11 protein-coding genes are annotated in these 16,867 nt (G+C 67.9%); 3 read left to right on the forward strand and 8 right to left on the reverse strand.

The features are described 5' to 3' along the window. Positions 1–71 precede the first annotated feature (71 nt). Positions 72–1,523, forward strand: coding sequence for an NYN domain-containing protein (locus tag HWX76_RS27375; protein ID WP_176016605.1), 1,452 nt, complete (start codon positions 72–74; stop codon positions 1,521–1,523). Positions 1,524–1,622: 99 nt separating this feature from the next. On the opposite strand, the gene HWX76_RS27380 is transcribed toward HWX76_RS27375, so the two are convergent. From HWX76_RS27380 to HWX76_RS27415, 8 genes are all read right to left on the reverse strand, one after another. Then, on the reverse strand, positions 1,623–2,006 hold the full coding sequence (locus HWX76_RS27380) for a VOC family protein (RefSeq protein ID WP_050011373.1): 384 nt from the start codon (positions 2,004–2,006) through the stop codon (positions 1,623–1,625). Between the two features lie 131 nt (positions 2,007–2,137). Then, positions 2,138–5,446 (reverse strand): efflux RND transporter permease subunit, encoded by a 3,309-nt coding sequence (locus HWX76_RS27385; protein ID WP_050011372.1) that lies wholly within the window; start codon positions 5,444–5,446, stop codon positions 2,138–2,140. Positions 5,447–5,529: 83 nt separating this feature from the next. Then, positions 5,530–8,643, reverse strand: coding sequence for an MdtB/MuxB family multidrug efflux RND transporter permease subunit (locus HWX76_RS27390; RefSeq protein ID WP_050011371.1), 3,114 nt, complete (start codon positions 8,641–8,643; stop codon positions 5,530–5,532). A gap of 15 nt (positions 8,644–8,658) precedes the next feature. Continuing rightward, the gene (locus HWX76_RS27395) at positions 8,659–10,032 is read right to left on the reverse strand and encodes an MdtA/MuxA family multidrug efflux RND transporter periplasmic adaptor subunit (RefSeq protein WP_050011370.1); all 1,374 of its coding nucleotides are present in this window, start codon (positions 10,030–10,032) and stop codon (positions 8,659–8,661) included. 255 nt (positions 10,033–10,287) lie between these two features. Beyond that, entirely contained in the window at positions 10,288–11,112 is an 825-nt protein-coding gene (locus HWX76_RS27400) for an IclR family transcriptional regulator (protein ID WP_176016606.1), read from the reverse strand. A 613-nt stretch (positions 11,113–11,725) separates the two neighbouring features. Continuing rightward, positions 11,726–13,684, reverse strand: coding sequence for an alkaline phosphatase PhoX (locus tag HWX76_RS27405; protein ID WP_050011368.1), 1,959 nt, complete (start codon positions 13,682–13,684; stop codon positions 11,726–11,728). A gap of 190 nt (positions 13,685–13,874) precedes the next feature. Further along, positions 13,875–15,068, reverse strand: a complete 1,194-nt coding sequence (locus HWX76_RS27410) for an ammonium transporter (RefSeq protein WP_050011367.1) — start codon at positions 15,066–15,068, stop codon at positions 13,875–13,877. A gap of 253 nt (positions 15,069–15,321) precedes the next feature. Continuing rightward, entirely contained in the window at positions 15,322–15,657 is a 336-nt protein-coding gene (locus HWX76_RS27415) for a hypothetical protein (protein ID WP_050011366.1), read from the reverse strand. A gap of 195 nt (positions 15,658–15,852) precedes the next feature. Here HWX76_RS27415 and HWX76_RS27420 point away from each other — a divergent pair, with 195 nt between their 5' ends. Together HWX76_RS27420 and HWX76_RS27425 are read left to right on the forward strand one after the other, a co-directional pair. Continuing rightward, positions 15,853–16,281, forward strand: coding sequence for a hypothetical protein (locus HWX76_RS27420; RefSeq protein WP_050011365.1), 429 nt, complete (start codon positions 15,853–15,855; stop codon positions 16,279–16,281). A gap of 90 nt (positions 16,282–16,371) precedes the next feature. Further along, entirely contained in the window at positions 16,372–16,827 is a 456-nt protein-coding gene (locus HWX76_RS27425; protein WP_050011364.1) for an Rrf2 family transcriptional regulator, read from the forward strand. Positions 16,828–16,867: the final 40 nt, after the last annotated feature.

A 16,867-nucleotide genomic window follows, 5' to 3' on the forward strand; every position in this document is an offset into this window, starting at 1 on the left:
GCTATCATGTGCGCGATGCATTTTTCGCCGCTACGCGTGCATCACGCGTCGGCCCACCGGTTGGAGTACACATGGCATTACCCCTGGACAACGTCAGCATGGCCGTGTTCTGCGACTTCGAGAACGTCGCGCTCGGCGTGCGCGATGCGAAGTACGAGAAATTCGACATCAAGCCCGTGCTGGAGCGCCTGCTGCTGAAGGGCAGCATCGTCGTGAAGAAGGCCTATTGCGACTGGGATCGCTACAAGGGCTTCAAGGCGTCGATGCACGAGGCCAGCTTCGAGCTGATCGAGATTCCGCACGTGCGCCAGTCGGGCAAGAATTCGGCCGACATCCGGCTCGTCGTCGACGCGCTCGATCTCTGCTACACGAAGTCGCACGTCGATACGTTCGTGATCATCAGCGGCGACTCGGATTTTTCGCCGCTCGTGTCGAAGCTGCGCGAGAACGCGAAGAAGGTGATCGGCGTCGGCGTGAAGAAATCGACGTCGGATCTGCTGGTCGCGAACTGCGACGAATTCATCTTCTACGACGATCTGGTGCGCGAGCAGCAGCGTGCGCTCGCGAAGCGCGAACAGCAGCGCGCGGGCAACGGCGGCGCGAAGCGACCGGACGAGCCGTCGCGCAAGCACGACATGGATGCGCGCAAGGCCGAGGCGATCGCGCTGGCGGTCGAGACGTTCGACGCGCTCGCGTCGGAGCGTGACGACGTCGGCAAGATCTGGGCGTCGGTGCTCAAGAGCGCGATCAAGCGTCGCAAGCCGGACTTCAACGAGTCGTACTACGGGTTCCGCGCGTTCGGCAACCTGCTCGACGAGGCGCAGGCGCGCGGCCTGCTCGAAGTGGGGCGCGACGACAAGTCGGGCGCGTTCGTGTCGCGGGCCCGCCAGTCGGCCGCGGCCGAGCACGTCGCGGCGGGCGGTGACGGTGGCGCGGCGCACCACGGCGCGCGCGCGGCGGAGCCGGCACCGGCCGGCCGCGACGCGCACCGTCGCGGGCAGCGCGCGGAAGCGGTCGTTCACGAAAGCGTGCAGTTCGACGCGGAAGACGCGGAGTTTGCCGAGGTCGCTGATGCGGCGCCGGCCGATACGGCCGACACGCCCGATGTGACCGACGCGCACGGCGACGCGAAGGATGGCCGCAAGCGCGCGCGCAAGAGCGCGGCCAAGAAGACCGCCGCGAAGAAGGGCGCGGCCGCGAAGGGCGCCGGTCGCCACGCGGCCGGCAAGCCGGACGCCGCCGTGCAGGGCGATACGACACACGGTGGCGAAGCGCACGTGCCCGGCCGGCATGCGGACGAACCGCACCGCGACGCGGCGCATGACGAGCGGCACGCGGCGGCGCCGGCCGAACCGGCGGCTCGCGCGTCCGACGCTCGGGACGAGGCCGTGCAACCGTCGCACGACGCGGCACTCCCCGAAGCGGCTGCCGAAGCCCTGGCCGCCGCCAAGCCGAAGAAACCGGCCCGCAAGGCGGCGCCGCGCGCGCGTCGTCCGCGCAAGACGACGGCTGCCGCCGAGTAACGGCAGCGGGCGACAGTCGGACAATCGGCCGGGTCTCGTCCGCAACCGGGCGACACCCGCGCCGCGCATGCCGGGCCGGCGCCCCGCCGGCCTGCCGCGCTACCCGTTCAGCACATACGGCTGCGTCATCACTTCGAGGAAGTGGCCGTCCGGATCGTCGAAGTACACGCCGCGTCCGCCGTTGTGGCGGTAGATGTCGCCGGCTTGCCGCTTCGCCGGATCGGCCCAGTGCGGCAACCCGCGTTCGCGAATGCGCGCGAGCACGCGGTCGAAGCCGGCTTCGTCGATCAGGAACGCGTAATGCTGCGACCGGATTTCCCCCGCCTGTTCGTAAAAATCGAGCGACACGCCGTTGTCGAGCGCGACGACCAGCATTGCGCCGAACGGCGTCGGCGGCGGCAATTCCAGCAGTTCGGTGACGAAGCGGCTCGACGCATGCTTGTCGCGGCACCAGACGATCGTGTGATTGAGCTGGACGTTCATGGCGGGTTCCCGGGAAGGCGCGGCGGTGGACATGGACACACGATAGCCGATCGCGGCCAGCAAACAAGTCCGGCAACCGAGCCCGCCAATCAAGCGCAAAAGACGGCTGCCCGAAGGGCAGCCGCTTTCCGTCACTCGCCGGCGACCGCCGGCCCGCCGGTATTGCCGCGGCGGTTGCGGCGCTTCTCGCCCCATACGCGGAACCGGTCCATGTACAGGTAGACGACGGGCGTCGTATAGAGCGTCAGCACCTGCGACATCACCAGGCCGCCGGCGATCGCGATCCCGAGCGGCGCGCGCAGCTCGGCGCCGTCGCCGCTGCCGAACGCGAGCGGCAGCGCGCCGAGCAGCGCCGCCATCGTCGTCATCATGATTGGGCGGAAGCGCAGCAGGCACGCCTCGTGGATCGCGTCGAACGACGACTTCCCGTTGTTGCGCGTCTGGTCGATCGCGAAGTCGACCATCATGATCGCGTTCTTCTTCACGATGCCGATCAGCAGGATCACGCCGATCAGCGCGATGATGCTGAACTCGGTCTTGAACAGCAGCAGCGCGAGCAGCGCGCCGACGCCGGCCGACGGCAGCGTCGACAGGATCGTGATCGGGTGGATGTAGCTCTCGTACAGGATCCCGAGCACGATGTAGACGGCCAGCAGCGCCGCGAGGATCAGGATCGGTTGATCGTTCATCGACTGCTGGAACGCCTGCGCGGTGCCCTGGAAGCTGCCGACGATCGTCGGCGGGACGCCGATCTGCGCCATCGTCTGATAGATGATCTGCGTCGCCTGCGACAGCGACACGCCCGGCGGCAGGTTGAACGAGATCGTCGTCGCGACGAACAGCCCCTGGTGGTTGACCGACAACGGCGTCGTGCTCGGCCCGAACGTCGCGATCGCCGACAGCGGGATCATCGTCGACTTCGACGTCGACACCGATGCGCCCGACGACGCGCTCGACTTGCCGCTTGCCGCGATCGCGTTGAGCGCCTGGTTGCGCGCGGAGTCGGACGCGATCGCCGCGGCGCTCTGCGCGGCCGTGCCGGCGCTCGACGTGCCGGCCGAGGTCGCGACGAAGGTGCCGGCGGCCGCGTTGGTGGTCTGCGAGCCGTTCGCGCTGCCGCCCGACGTGCTGATCCACACCTGGTTGAGCATCTCCGGGCTCTGCCAGTACTTCGGCGCGACTTCCATCACGACGTGGTACTGGTTCAGCGGGTTGTAGATCGTCGAGACCTGGCGCTGGCCGAACGCGTCGTACAGCGTGTTGTCGATCTGCGCGGGCTTGATGCCGAACCGCGCGGCGGTCGCGCGGTCGATCGTCACCATCGCCTCGAGGCCGCCTTGCTGCTGGTCGGAGTTCACGTCGGTCAGCTCGGGGCGCTTCTGCAGCGCTTCGGTCAGGATCGGCCCCCACTTGTACAGGTCGGCGCTCGAATCGCCGAGCAGCGTGAACTGGTACTGCGCGTTGCTCTGCCGGCCGCCGACGCGGATGTCCTGCGCCGCCTGCAGGAACGTGCGCGCGCCCGCCACGTCCGCCAGCCGCGGGCGCAGCTGCTGGATCACCTGGTCGGCCGACAGCTTGCGCTCGGTGCGGTCCTTCAGCGTGACGAACATGAAGCCCGAGTTGGTCTGCGTGCCGCCGGTGAAGCCCGCGACGCTCTTCACGTTCGGGTTGCCCTGCACGATCCGCATCATCTCGGAGAACTTCAGCTTCATCGCCTGGAACGACGTCGACTGGTCGGCCTGGATGCCGCCGATCATCAGCCCGGTGTCCTGCTGCGGGAAAAAGCCCTTCGGCACGACGACGTACAGGTAGAGGTTCAGCCCGATCGTCGCGAACAGCGTCAGCAGGATCAGCAGCGGCCGGCGCAGCGCCCACGACAGCGAACGCTCGTAGCCGCGCTGCATGCGCGCGAAGCCGCGTTCGAGGAAGCGCCCGAAGCGGCCCTCGCTTTGCGGGTCGTGTTGTTCCGGCAGCAGGCGCGCGCACATCATCGGCGTGAGCGTGAGCGACACCGCGAGCGACACGGCGATCGCGAGCGACAGCGTCAGCGCGAACTCGCGGAACAGGCGCCCGACGATCCCGCCCATCAGCAGGATCGGCAGGAACACCGCGACGAGCGAGATGCTCATCGACAGCACCGTGAAGCCGACTTCGCGGGCGCCGTCGAACGCCGCCTGCATCCGCGGCTTGCCGTTCTCGATGTGCCGCGAGATGTTCTCGAGCACGACGATCGCGTCGTCGACGACGAAGCCGGTCGCGACGATCAGCGCCATCAGCGACAGGTTGTCGATCGAGAAGCCGAGCAGGTACATCGCGCCGAACGTGCCGACGATCGAGATCGGCACCGCGACGCTCGGGATCAGCGTCGCGCGCCAGTTGCGCAGGAACAGGAACACGACCATCACGACGAGGCTGATCGCGATCAGCAGCGTGTGCTCGGTGTCCTTCAGCGACGCGCGGATGGTGGTCGAGCGGTCGAGCACCGGCGTGACCGTGATGTCGGCCGGCAGCGACGCGGTGAGCTGGGGCAGCGCCGCGCGCACGCGGTCGAGCGTCTCGATGATGTTCGCGCCGGGCGACCGGTAGAGGATCACGAGCACCGCGCGCTTGCCGTTCGACAAACCGAGGTTGCGCAGGTCCTCGACCGAATCGACGACGTCGGACAGGTCGGACAGCCGCACGGCCGAGCCGTTGCGGTACGCGACGACGAGGTCGCGGTATTGCGACGCCTGGGACGCCTGGTCGTTCGTATAGAGCTGGAAGCGCTGCGGGCCGAACTCGATCGCGCCCTTCGGCGCGTTGGCGTTCGCGGAGGCCAGCGCGGCGCGCACGTCCTCGAGGCCGATCCCGTAGTGGAACAGCGACTGCGGTTCGAGCTCGACGCGCACGGCCGGGTTCGCGGAGCCGCTCACGGTGACCTGGCCGATCCCGTCGATCTGCGACAGCGACTGCTGCAGCACCGTCGATGCGGCGTCGTACACCTTCGCCGGCGACGCCGTTTCCGAGGTCAGCGCGACGACCATGATCGGCGAATCGGCCGGGTTGACCTTGCGGTAGGTCGGGTTGCTCTTCAGCGCGGCGGGCAGATCGGCGCGCGCCGCGTTGATCGCGGCCTGCACGTCGCGCGCGGCGCCGTCGATGTCGCGGTTCAGGCCGAACTGCAGGATGATCCGTGCATTGCCGACCGTGCTCGTCGACGTCATTTCGGAGACGTCCGCGATCGAGCCGAGGTGCCGCTCCAGCGGGCTCGTCACGCTGGTCGCGACCGTTTCCGGGCTCGCGCCCGGCAGCGACGCCTGCACCGAGATCGTCGGGAAATCGACCTGCGGCAGCGGCGACACCGGCAGCTTGATGAACGCGAACAGGCCCGCGAGCGCGACGCCGAGCGCGAGCAGCGTCGTCGCGACGGGGCGGGTGATGAAGGGACGCGACAGGTTCATGTCGGCACTCGCTGGGCCGCCCCAAGGGTGCCGACCGCCCCCGTGGGGGGCAGCGAACGAAGTGAGCGTGGGGGTCGTTTCATTTACGCATCCGTGCGCGTGCCGGCTTGCGGGCCGTGGCGTTCGAACCAGCCGCGCACGCGGCGCGCGAGCGAGTCGAAGCCGAGATAGATCACGGGCGTCGTAAACAGCGTCAGCACCTGCGACACGATCAGGCCGCCGGCGATCGCGATCCCGAGCGGCTGGCGCAGCTCGGAGCCCGCGCCGGAGCCGACGATCAGCGGCACCGCGCCGAGCAGCGCGGCGAGCGTCGTCATCAGGATCGGCCGGAAGCGCAGCAGGCACGCCTGGTAGATCGCCTCGCGCGGCGGCTTGCCTTCGACGCGTTCGGCCTCGAGCGCGAAGTCGATCATCATGATCGCGTTCTTCTTTACGATGCCGATCAGCAGCACGATGCCGATGATCCCGATGATGTCGAGGTCGTGCCCGGTGATCATCAGCGCGAGCAGCGCGCCGACGCCGGCCGACGGCAGCGTCGACAGGATCGTGATCGGGTGGATGTAGCTCTCGTACAGCACGCCGAGCACGATGTACATCGTGACGACCGCCGCGAGGATCAGGAACAGCTGGTTCGACAGCGACGCCTGGAACGCGAGCGCCGCGCCCTGGAAGCGCGTCTGGAACGAGCCGGGCAGGCCGATGTCCTTCTCGGCGGCCTCGATCGCCTTGACGGCCTCGCCGAGCGACGCGCCCGGCGCGAGGTTGAACGAGATGGTCGTCGACGGGAACTGCGACAGGTGCGCGACCAGCAGCGGCGACGGCCGCTCGTGGAACGACGCGATCGACGACAGCGGCACCTGGCCGCCGCCGGCCGACGGCAGGTAGATGTCGTTCAGCGATTGCGCGTAGTGCTGCTCCTTCGGCTCCGATTCGAGAATCACGCGGTACTGGTTCGACTGCGTGAAGATCGTCGACACGATGCGCTGGCCGAACGCGTCGTACAGCGCGTTGTCGACGGTCGCCGGCGTGATGCCGAAGCGCGCGGCGCTCGCGCGGTCGATCTCGATGTACACCGACTGGCCGTTGCTCTGCAGGTCGGTCGCGACGTCGGCGAGCGACGGCTCCTGCTGCAGCCGCGCGACGAGCTTCGGCACCCAGGTCGCGAATTCTTCCGAGTTCGGGCTCGTCAGCATGAACTGGTACTGCGTCGGGCTGACCGTCGAATCGATCGTCAGGTCCTGCACCGGCTGCATGAACAGCGAAATGCCGGTGACGTTCGCGACGCGCTGCTGCAAGTCGCGGATGATCTGCGCGGCGGTTTCGGTGCGTTCGTCGCGTGCCTTCAGGTTGATCAGCATCCGGCCGCTGTTCAGCGTGATGTTGCTGCCGTCGACGCCGATGAACGACGTTAGGCTGTCGATGTTCGGGTCCTTCAGGATTTCGGCCGCGAGCGCCTGCTGGCGTTCGGCCATCGCGCCGTACGAGATCGACTGCGGCGCCTGCGTGATCGCCTGGATCACGCCGGTGTCCTGCGCGGGGAAGAAGCCCTTCGGCACGAACACATAGAGCAGGGCGGTCAGCCCGAGCGTCAGCAGCGCGACGACGAGCGTCGAGCGCTGGCGGTTCAGCACCCATTCGAGCGCGACCGCGTAGCGCGCGATCACCCAGTCGATCGCGCGGTGCACGCGCGCCTCGAAGCGGTGGCTCTCCGGCGGCGGCGAATGGCGCAGCAGCTTCGCGCACAGCATCGGCACGAGCGTGAGCGACACGATCGCCGAGATCACGATCGTCACCGCGAGCGTGATCGCGAATTCGTGGAAGAGGCGGCCGACCACGTCGCCCATGAACAGCAGCGGGATCAGCACCGCGATCAGCGACACCGTCAGCGAGATGATCGTGAAGCCGATCTGCCGCGAACCCTTCAGCGCGGCCTCGAGCCCCGATTCGCCTTCCTCGACGTAGCGCGCGATGTTCTCGATCATCACGATCGCGTCGTCGACGACGAAGCCGGTCGCGATCGTGAGCGCCATCAGCGACAGGTTGTTCAGCGAGAAGCCGGCCATGTACATCACCGCGAGCGTGCCGATCAGCGACAGCGGCACCGACAGGCTCGGGATGATCGTCGCGTAGACGTTCGCGAGGAACAGGTACATCACCAGCACGACGAGCGCGACCGCGAGCAGCAGCTCGAACTGCACGTCGCGCACGGCCGCGCGGATCATCGTCGTGCGGTCGGTGACGATCTCGACGTCGAGCGCGGCCGGCAGCGTTTCCTGCAGCTTCGGCAACTGCGCCTTGATCGCGTCGACGGTCGCGATCACGTTCGCGCCCGGCTGGCGCTGCACGTTCAGGATGATCGCCGGGTCCGCATTCACCCATGCGCCGAGCTTGGTGTTCTCCGAGCCGGCGACGACCGTCGCGACGTCGGTCAGCATCACCGGGCGGCCGTTCTTGTACGCGACGACCGCGCTGTTGTACTGGTCGGCGCTCGTCAGCTGGTCGTTCGCGTTGATCGTATACGCGCGCGTCGGGCCGTCGAAGTTGCCCTTCGGCGTGTTGACGTTCAGGTTCGAGATCGTCGTGCGCAGGTCGTCGAGGTTCATCCCGTACTGCGCGAGCGCGGTCGGGTTCGCCTGGATCCGCACGGCCGGCCGGTTGCCGCCCGACAGGCTCACGAGGCCGACGCCGGCGATCTGCGAGATCTTCATCGCGAGGCGCGTGTCCGCGAGGTCCTGCACCTGCGTGAGCGGCAGCGTCTTCGACTTGACGGCGAGCGTCAGGACCGGCGCATCGGCCGGGTTCACCTTCGCGTAGATCGGCGGGGCGGGCAGGTCGGACGGCAGCAGGTTGCCGGCCGCGTTGATCGCGGCCTGCACTTCCTGTTCGGCGATGTCGAGCGGCAGGTCGAGCGAGAACTGCAGCGTGATCACCGACGCGCCGGCCGAGCTTTGCGACGACATCTGGTTCAGCGACGGCATCTGCCCGAACTGGCGTTCGAGCGGCGCGGTGACCGACGACGTCATCACCTCCGGGCTCGCGCCCGGATAGAAGGTCTGGACCTGGATCGTCGGATAGTCGACTTCGGGCAGCGCGGCGAGCGGCAGGAAGCGCAGCGCGACGAGACCGGCCAGCATGATCGCCGCCATCAGGAGAGCGGTGCCGACCGGCCGGAGAATGAAGAGGCGGGATGGATTCATCGAGCGGCCCGCGCGTTACTGGGCCGCGGGGGCCGCGGCCTGCGACGCGCCGTGCTTGTGTCCGCCGCGATGACCGGCCGCGCCCGAGGCCGCCGAGGCGCCCGACGCCGCGCCGGCGCCGTGCGCGCCCGACGCGCCTTTCGGCTTGTCGGCCGGAATCGAGATCTTCGCGCCTTCGCGCAGGCGGTCCGAGCCGTCGGTCACCACGCGCTCGCCGAGCGCGACGCCGCTGACGATGCTCGTGCGTTCGCCGTCGACCGGCCCGATCGTGACCTTGCGCACGGTCACCGTATCGTCGGGTTTGACGACGTAGACGAACTGGCCGATCGAGCCCGTCAGCACGGCGGAGGTCGGCACGATCGTCGCGTTGCGCATCACGTCGACGAGCAGCCGCGTGTTCACGAACTGATTCGGGAACAGCATGCCTGCCTTGTTATCGAAATTCGCGCGCAGCTTGACCGTGCCGGTGCTCGTGTCGATCTGGTTGTCGAGCGTCGCGAGCGCGCCCGTCTCGAGCGGCACCGTGTTGTTGCGGTTGTACGCGGTGACCGACAGCTTCTGGCCCGCGTTCACCTGCTTGAGGATTTGCGGCAGGTTGTCTTCCGACGTCGTGAAGATCACGCTCATCGGCTGCAACTGCGTGATCACGACGATGCCGTTGGTATCGCCCGGCGTCACGTAGTTGCCGGGGTCGACCTGGCGGAGGCCGACGCGGCCCGACACCGGCGCCGTGATGCGCGCATACGTGAGATTGAGTTTCGCGGAATCGATCGCGGCCTGGTCGGTCTTCACCGCGCCTTCGTACTGCTTGACGAGGGACGCCTGCGTATCGACGGTTTGCGACGCGATCGAGTCCTGCGACAGCAGCGTCTGGTAGCGCTTCAGGTCGAGGCGGGCGGTCGCGAGCAGCGCCGCGTCGCGCGCATGCGTGCCTTCGGCGTTCTCGAGCGCGACCTGGTACGGACGCGGGTCGATCTGCGCGAGCACGTCGCCCTTCTTGACGAGCTGGCCTTCCTGGAACGACACCGACTGCAGGTAGCCCGACAGCTGCGTCTTCACCGTCACGTTCGCGAGCGGCGTGACCGTGCCGAGCGCGGACAGCACGATCGGCATCTCGCCCTGCGTCGCGGTCGCGACCTGCACCGGCTGCGGCATGTTCGCCATCGCGGCGGGGCCGCCGCGGCCGCGATGGCTGCCCGCGGCGGCGCTGGCGCCCGCGCCTTTCGCGGTGCTGCCTGCCGCCGGCGTGCGGTTCCACGGGTGCCACCACAACAGGCCGCCGATCACGACGACCGCGGCGGTGCCGATCAGCAGCGTGCGGCGCGGGCGCCGGGCGACGGCGGGCGCGGGGTCTTTCGAAGGGGGCGTGGGCTTTTGTTCGTTATCCATCGTGTTCTGTCAGGAAGACGGCGAGGCGGGCCGGAAATCGGGCTGCTCGGCTGCGCGTGGGCGTGCGGGTGACGGGACGGGGCGGCCCGGCTCGGTCCGGGGCCCCGCCGATCCGCGCGGGAAAAGAGCGGTGCGCACCGCGAATGCGGCGCGACGATGGGCATGATCCTACGTGCCGTCCCCGTTACAGTCCAGCGGTCTATCTTTCAACGGGTTACGGTCGTTACACAACGCGACGGCGCGATGACGAAACGGTTACAGGCCGATGCGCCGGGCCGGCGCGCCGCCGATTTCGCGGGTGATTTTCGTGATGCATTCCTGCAGCGCGGGCACCACGTGCTGCTGCAGCCATTCGGGCGGACACTGGTGCGACGCGCCGCCGCAATTCACCGAATAGCGCTGGCCCGACGGGCCGACGAAACCGGCCGCGACCGCATTCAGGCCTTCGCGCCATTCGCCGATCGCGATCGCGTGGCCGTCGCGCATCGCTTCGTCGAGCGCGGGCGTCAGGCGGGCGGATACGTGCGGCCAGTCGTCGCCGGCCGTGGTGCGCAGCGACTCGAGCAGCTGGCGGCGCTCGTCGTCCTCGAGCGCGGCGAGATACGCGCGGCCCACGGCCGTACGCGCGATGTCCATCCGCGAGCCGATCTCGAGGCGCGTGACGAGCACGGCCGAGCGCGGGCGGATCACGTCGATCGCGACCATGTCGAGCCGGTCGCGCACCGCGAGGTGCACGGACAGCGACGTGCGCTCGGCCAGCTCGATCATGAACGGCCGCGAACGCGCGCGGATGTCGAAGTTGCGCAGGAAACCGTGGCTCAGTTCGAGCACCGACGCGGTCAGCACGAAGCGCTCGCTGTCGGGCAACTGGAACAGGAAGCCGGCGCTGACGAGCGTCGCGGTGATGCGCGAGACGGTCGGCTTCGGGATGCCGGTCAATTCGGTCAGTTCGCGGTTGCTGACGGGCGCGTCGGCAGCCGCGATGCGGCGCAGCACGGCGAGGCCGCGGGCAAGGGCGGTGATCTCGTCGGGCGACGATTCACGGTCCCGCGACGCGGGAGAGGTTACAGGTGTCGACACGAGGGATTCTCTCTAATTCCGAAACTCGATTTCAATTTTGTTGGTATTGTAGGACTATTGTCAAAGGATGCATGTTCCGAGGGCAAACCGGTCATTGGATGAGATTTTACGGGTTCACCCTTGGTTTATTAGGAAAACGCTCAAAGGAGCATTGCCGGAAAGTGCATGAACCGGTGCAAATACCGCTTGACTTGTCGGGCGGAAACGGAAAGAATGTCTCACGTTTTCGAAACATCGTTTCAAGAGTTTAACCGGCAACGATGTTTCGCGCAGTCTCTCAGGTTCTAGCACGGCCCTCGGAATGGCTAGAACTTTTTTAGCGCCACGGTCTCCGTGGCGCTTTTTTTTGCCTGTCTTTCCGACCGTCCGCCCGGACGCGTCAGGCCCGTATTATCCCCCGATCGCCGCAAACGCCCCGTCCTGGCCGGTTTCGCGCCTGCTTGCGCGTGCCGTTTGCGCTGCTTGCACGATTCGCCCACGCAAAAAAAAGCGCGATGCCCACAGTGGGCATCGCGCGTGAAACGGCGTGGAGCGCCGACGAATGAACGATGATGAAGAAAGGGGCCCGGTGGGCGTGCCCGGCTGGCGAGCCACGCCCCTCGTGCGTGGCCGGTCAGCCCTTCGCGAGCTTGATGCTGGTCTGCTCGGCCGTCAGGTAGCCGACGCTGGCGCCGAAGCGATCCTTGTAGTTCGCGCGCACGAGCGGGTCGAGCGTCGGCTTGACCTTGTCGTGCAGCGGCGATTCCCAGTCGCCCACGTGCTGGAAGTTGCTCATGATGTACGTCCAGCCGTTGATTTCGTCGACCGCGTGCAGGCCCGTCGATTCGGCGCCGGCCGGGCACGACAGCACGCGCGCGAGCGACTTCGTGTCGACGTTGTAGGCCCACAGGAAGTTGTTCACGTGCATCCCCGAGTCTTCGCCGATGAACAGCGTGCGCAGCTTTTCGGAGAACTTCAGATTGTCCGGATTCGCGATCTTGTCCGGGTTCGCGAGGTTGCCGAGCGCGTCGGCCGCGGCGAGATCCTCGCCGACCAGCGCGGCCGGCGCGCCCATGTCGACCGGCACCCATTCGCTGTCGATCGCGGCGCCCGTCGTGTCGCGCTGGCCGGCCTTCAGGTTCAGCGCGTAGACGGCGCCCGCGGCGATCTTCTTGTCGACCGCGACGTCGCGCGACACCGCGTTGCCCTTGACCATCGACGTCTCGATCCGCGACATCGCCGTGTAGACGATCTTGTCCTTCGCGTTCACGGTCGTGCCTTCGAGCTTCGTGAACGCCATGCTGCCGCCGATGAGCGCCGCGTAGCGGTGCGTCTCGAGGAACGCGGCCGCCTTTTCCATCCCCGGCTTCACGCGCATCCAGTTGAACTTGCCGCCGAAATGGATCTTCGTGTAGCTCGCATCGTTCGGGTCGACGGTCGCGAGGTCCATGATGTCCGACGCCTTCAGCGTGTTCGCGAGCGCTTCGATCTCGCTGCTGGTCGCGTGGCCGATCCTGATCCACGTGAGCGTCGCGGTGCCCGCGCCGGCGGACGACGTCTGCGTCCACTTCGCGACGTACAGCGTGCCGGCCGACAGGTCGGCCGCCTTGTCCGCGACGAACATGAACAGGCCGCCGTTGGTCGCGTCGTCGCCCATCATCACGGTGCGCTGGTCCGGCATCACCTGGATCAGCTCGTGCGAGATGCGGCCGAGGCAGTAGTGCTTCTTCACGGTGCCGGTGCCGTCCGGATTCACGGTGATCTCGGGCAGGTGGCCGTAGTGGTAGGGGTTCGCCTTCGTCTCGTCGCCGAACGTGTTCTTGCTGAATGCCTTGAACTGCGCGTCGGTCGCGGCCTTCGTCGCGTCCGGCTCGTATTCCTCGCTCGACAGGTGCGTGCCCCACGGCGACAGGCTCGCGCCGCAGGTGATCCACAGGCCGTGCGCCTTCGACGTGTCGACGTTGTGGTACTTCACGACCTTCAGCGCGCCGGTGGCCGGGTCCTGGTCGAGCGTGATCACCGCGATCGGCGACGGCAGCTGGCCGTACTGCGATGCGCTCGCCTGGTCGCGCGTCGTGTATTCGAACTGCACGACCGCGAACACCGCGTTGCCCTTCACGCCGGGCACGGTGGCGTTCTTCAGCGTCAGCAGCGAGCTGCCGTCCGGGCAGTCGGAATAGAACTGGCGTTCCTTGCCGGCGACCGAGCGATCGATGATCGGCTGGTTGTTGATGTCGTAGTAGCCGCCCGCGAGCGTCGTGCCGCCGTTGCCGTCCGGCACCATGTCGCCGGTCACGAAGAACGGCTTGTACGCGAGCTTGAAGTTGCGCGACGAGCCGTCCGAGAACGACACCGCCAGCGTCGAGCCAACCGTCGTCGTGGCCATCGCGGCCGCGTTGTCGAGCGTCGGCGCGGCCATCGCCGAGAATGCCGCCGACGTATAGGCGGCGGCGACCGGCGTCGACGCGGGATCGTCGTCGCCGCCGCAACCCGTCAGCAGGGCCGGCAGCGCGAGGCCGGAAAGGGGAAGCATCGGCGCGCCGGCGAGGATCTTCAGGGCCTGACGACGGGAAGCATTGGGCAACGCGGGCATGTGGAGTCCAGTTTCGGTTGTTGGAAGCATGGCCTTCGCGAAGCAGGCGAGCGGCAAGCTTCGTGAAGGCGGATTGAAAACTGGACCGAAGTGTAAGGACGCTAGATGAAAGTTTTTTGAATCGGAAACGTAATGATGCGTCGGGCGTCCGTCCGGTGAGCTGACGGACGCCGGTCGCAAGCGTTTGCGCTCAGTCGCGCTCGGGCGTGGCCGAGATGCGGTGGATCGACAGGTCCGCGCCGTCGAATTCGGCTTCGCGATCGAGACGCAGGCCGACGGTCGCCTTCAGCACGCCGTAGACGAGCGTGCCGCCCGCGGTCGCGATCGCGATGCCGCCAAGCGTGCCGACGAGCTGCGACAGGAACGACACGCCGCCGAGACCGCCGAGCGCCGGCAGCCCGAACACGCCGGCCGCGAGGCCGCCGAGCGCGCCGCACATCCCGTGCAGCGGCCAGACGCCGAGCACGTCGTCGATGCGCCAGCGGTTCTGTACGCAGGTGAACATCGCGACGAACAGCGCCCCGGCCGCGGCGCCGGTGACGAGCGCGCCGATCGGGTGCATCACGTCGGAGCCCGCGCAGACCGCGACGAGGCCCGCGAGCGGCCCGTTGTACGTGAAGCCCGGGTCGTTGCGGCCGGCCATCCATGCCGCGAGCGTGCCGCCGACCATCGCCATCAGCGAGTTCACCGCGACGAGGCCGCTGATCTTGTCGAGCGTCTGCGCGCTCATCACGTTGAAGCCGAACCACCCGACCGCGAGCACCCACGCGCCGAGCGCGAGGAACGGGATGTTCGACGGCGGATGCGCGGCGATCCGGCCGTCCTTCGCATAGCGGCCGTGGCGCGCGCCGAGCAGCAGCACGGCCGGCAGCGCGACCCAGCCGCCGAACGCATGCACGACGACCGAGCCCGCGAAGTCGTGGAACGGCGCGCCGAACGCGTGCGTGAGCCACGCTTGCACGCCGTAGCGCTCGTTCCACGCGACGCCTTCGAAGAACGGATAGATGAAACCGACGATGATCAGCGTCGCGACGAGCTGCGGATTGAACTTCGCGCGCTCGGCGATGCCGCCGGACACGATCGCCGGGATCGCCGCCGCGAACGTCAGCAGGAAGAAGAACCGCACGAGCGCGTAGCCGTTGTGCTGCGACAGCGTGCCGATGTCGTCGAAGAATTCGACGCCGTACGCGATCGTGTAGCCGATCAGGAAATACGCGAGCGTCGACACCGAGAAGTCGACCAGGATCTTCACGAGCGCGTTGACCTGGTTCTTCTTGCGAACCGTGCCGAGTTCGAGAAATGCGAAGCCCGCGTGCATTGCGAGCACCATGACGGCACCGATCAACAGGAACAGTGTGTCGACGCCGGATTTCAGACCATCCATGCCGTGGCTTCCTTGCGCAAAAAACGGGCGAGGACGCAAGTATCGAGCCAACGTGGTGAACGGCTGCGTGGAATTGGTGCCGGGAGACCCGCGCGATGCGGCATTCCGGTGAATCGTGCACGGGATCGGGGCGTGACCGCCGCCGGCCGCGCAGCGCGTCGGGTGCACGTGCGTGGTGCGATGCGTGCCGAACTGGTGCGTATGACGAATGAAACGGTGCGCGCCGGCGCGGGGCGCGCACCGATCTGGCGCGTCAGTGGCGCTCGAACAGCGTGGGCGGCCGGCGCAGCCGCAGCGCGCACGCGGACCAGTAGGCGGCGACGGTCGCCAGCCCGAGCGCGGCGAACGCGAGCGCGGCGAAGCTGGCGAGGGACTGGCCGTCGCCATCGGCGCCGAGGATGCCTTGCGCGACGATCAGCGCGGCCGTCCAGAAGCCGATCACGGCCTGCGCGAGCAGGCGCGCACAGGCGATGCGGCGCGGCCGCCCGGATGCGGCGAGGCGGCGCGCCGACGGCGCGCGCAGACACAGGAACAGGGTGGCCGCGAGCAGCGCGGCCAGGGCGATGAGCCAATCAACGAGGAAAGCCATGACGAGGGAAAGGGGCACGTACGAAGCGGATCGAAGCGTGCCCACTTTAGAGGCGTGGCGCGTGCGATTGAATCAGACGAGTCCGAAATTGAAAGGCATTTTTAATGGTGGGTCGTCATTGGGCCTGTTCCACAGGCGGTATCATCAACCCCGGTCCAACCACGAGGTCGCGCCATGCGCGGCCGGAGATTGCTGATGAACATGAAGACATCGCGGGCGCGTCGCGCGCCCGGGTTCGTGCTGGCGGCCGTGGCCGCCGGTGCGCTGCTGTTGCTCGCGGGCTGCGAGAAGTCCGGCACGCCGGCCGCCCAACCCGATACGGCCGCCAGCGCGGCGGCCGACGCCGCGAACCATGCGGCCAAGGCGCTCGACCAGGTGGCAAGCACCGTCAATCAACAGATCAACGCGGCGAAGGCCGGCCTCGCGTCCGCGGCGTCGGCCGTGCCGCCGTTGTCCGCCAGCGGCCTCGCGTCGGCCGCGCAGGCGCAGATCGACGCGGCGGCGTCCGCGGTCGTCGCGCATGCGGCTTCCGAAGCGGGCGCGAAGATCGCCGAAGCCGGCAAGAAACTCCAGCAGTGGAGCCAGCAGGGCGCCTCGGGGACGAAACCCGCGAGCGGCGAATGACGCGGGCTTGCATGATCCGCGAATTGTAATTATGATGGTTACATATGTCGCCGGTTGCGGGTCGGGCCGGTGTCGCCGAGTGAGTCACGAATGAATACCAGCAGCCGGTTCGCGTTTGCCGTCCACGTGCTCGCCTTGCTGTCGATGCAGGAAGGCGTGCCGTTGTCGTCCGACATCATCGCGGGCAGCGTGAATACGAATCCGGCGCTGATTCGCCGGTTGTTGTCGATGCTGGCGGCCGCAGGGCTGACGACGTCGCAGCTCGGCGCGGGCGGCGGTGCGCTGCTGGCGCGCGAGCCGAGCGAGATCACGCTGCTCGACGTGTATCGCGCGGTCGACGATGCGCAGCTGTTCGCGCTGCACCGCGAGGCGCCGAATCCGGCGTGTCTCGTCGGGCGGCACATCCAGGGCGTGCTGACGGGCTATATCGGCGACGCGCAGCGCGCGATGGAGGCGTCGCTCGCCACACGCACGCTCGTCGACGTGACGGCCGACATGCTGGATCGGGAGCAGCGCACGCAACGGGCGGCGCGCGCCGGCGGGTAATCGATGGCGGGTGCCGACGGCGATTGACCGTCGGCAGGCA

Source organism: Burkholderia sp. BCC0398 (assembly GCF_902833245.1).
Taxonomy (GTDB): domain Bacteria; phylum Pseudomonadota; class Gammaproteobacteria; order Burkholderiales; family Burkholderiaceae; genus Burkholderia; species Burkholderia sola.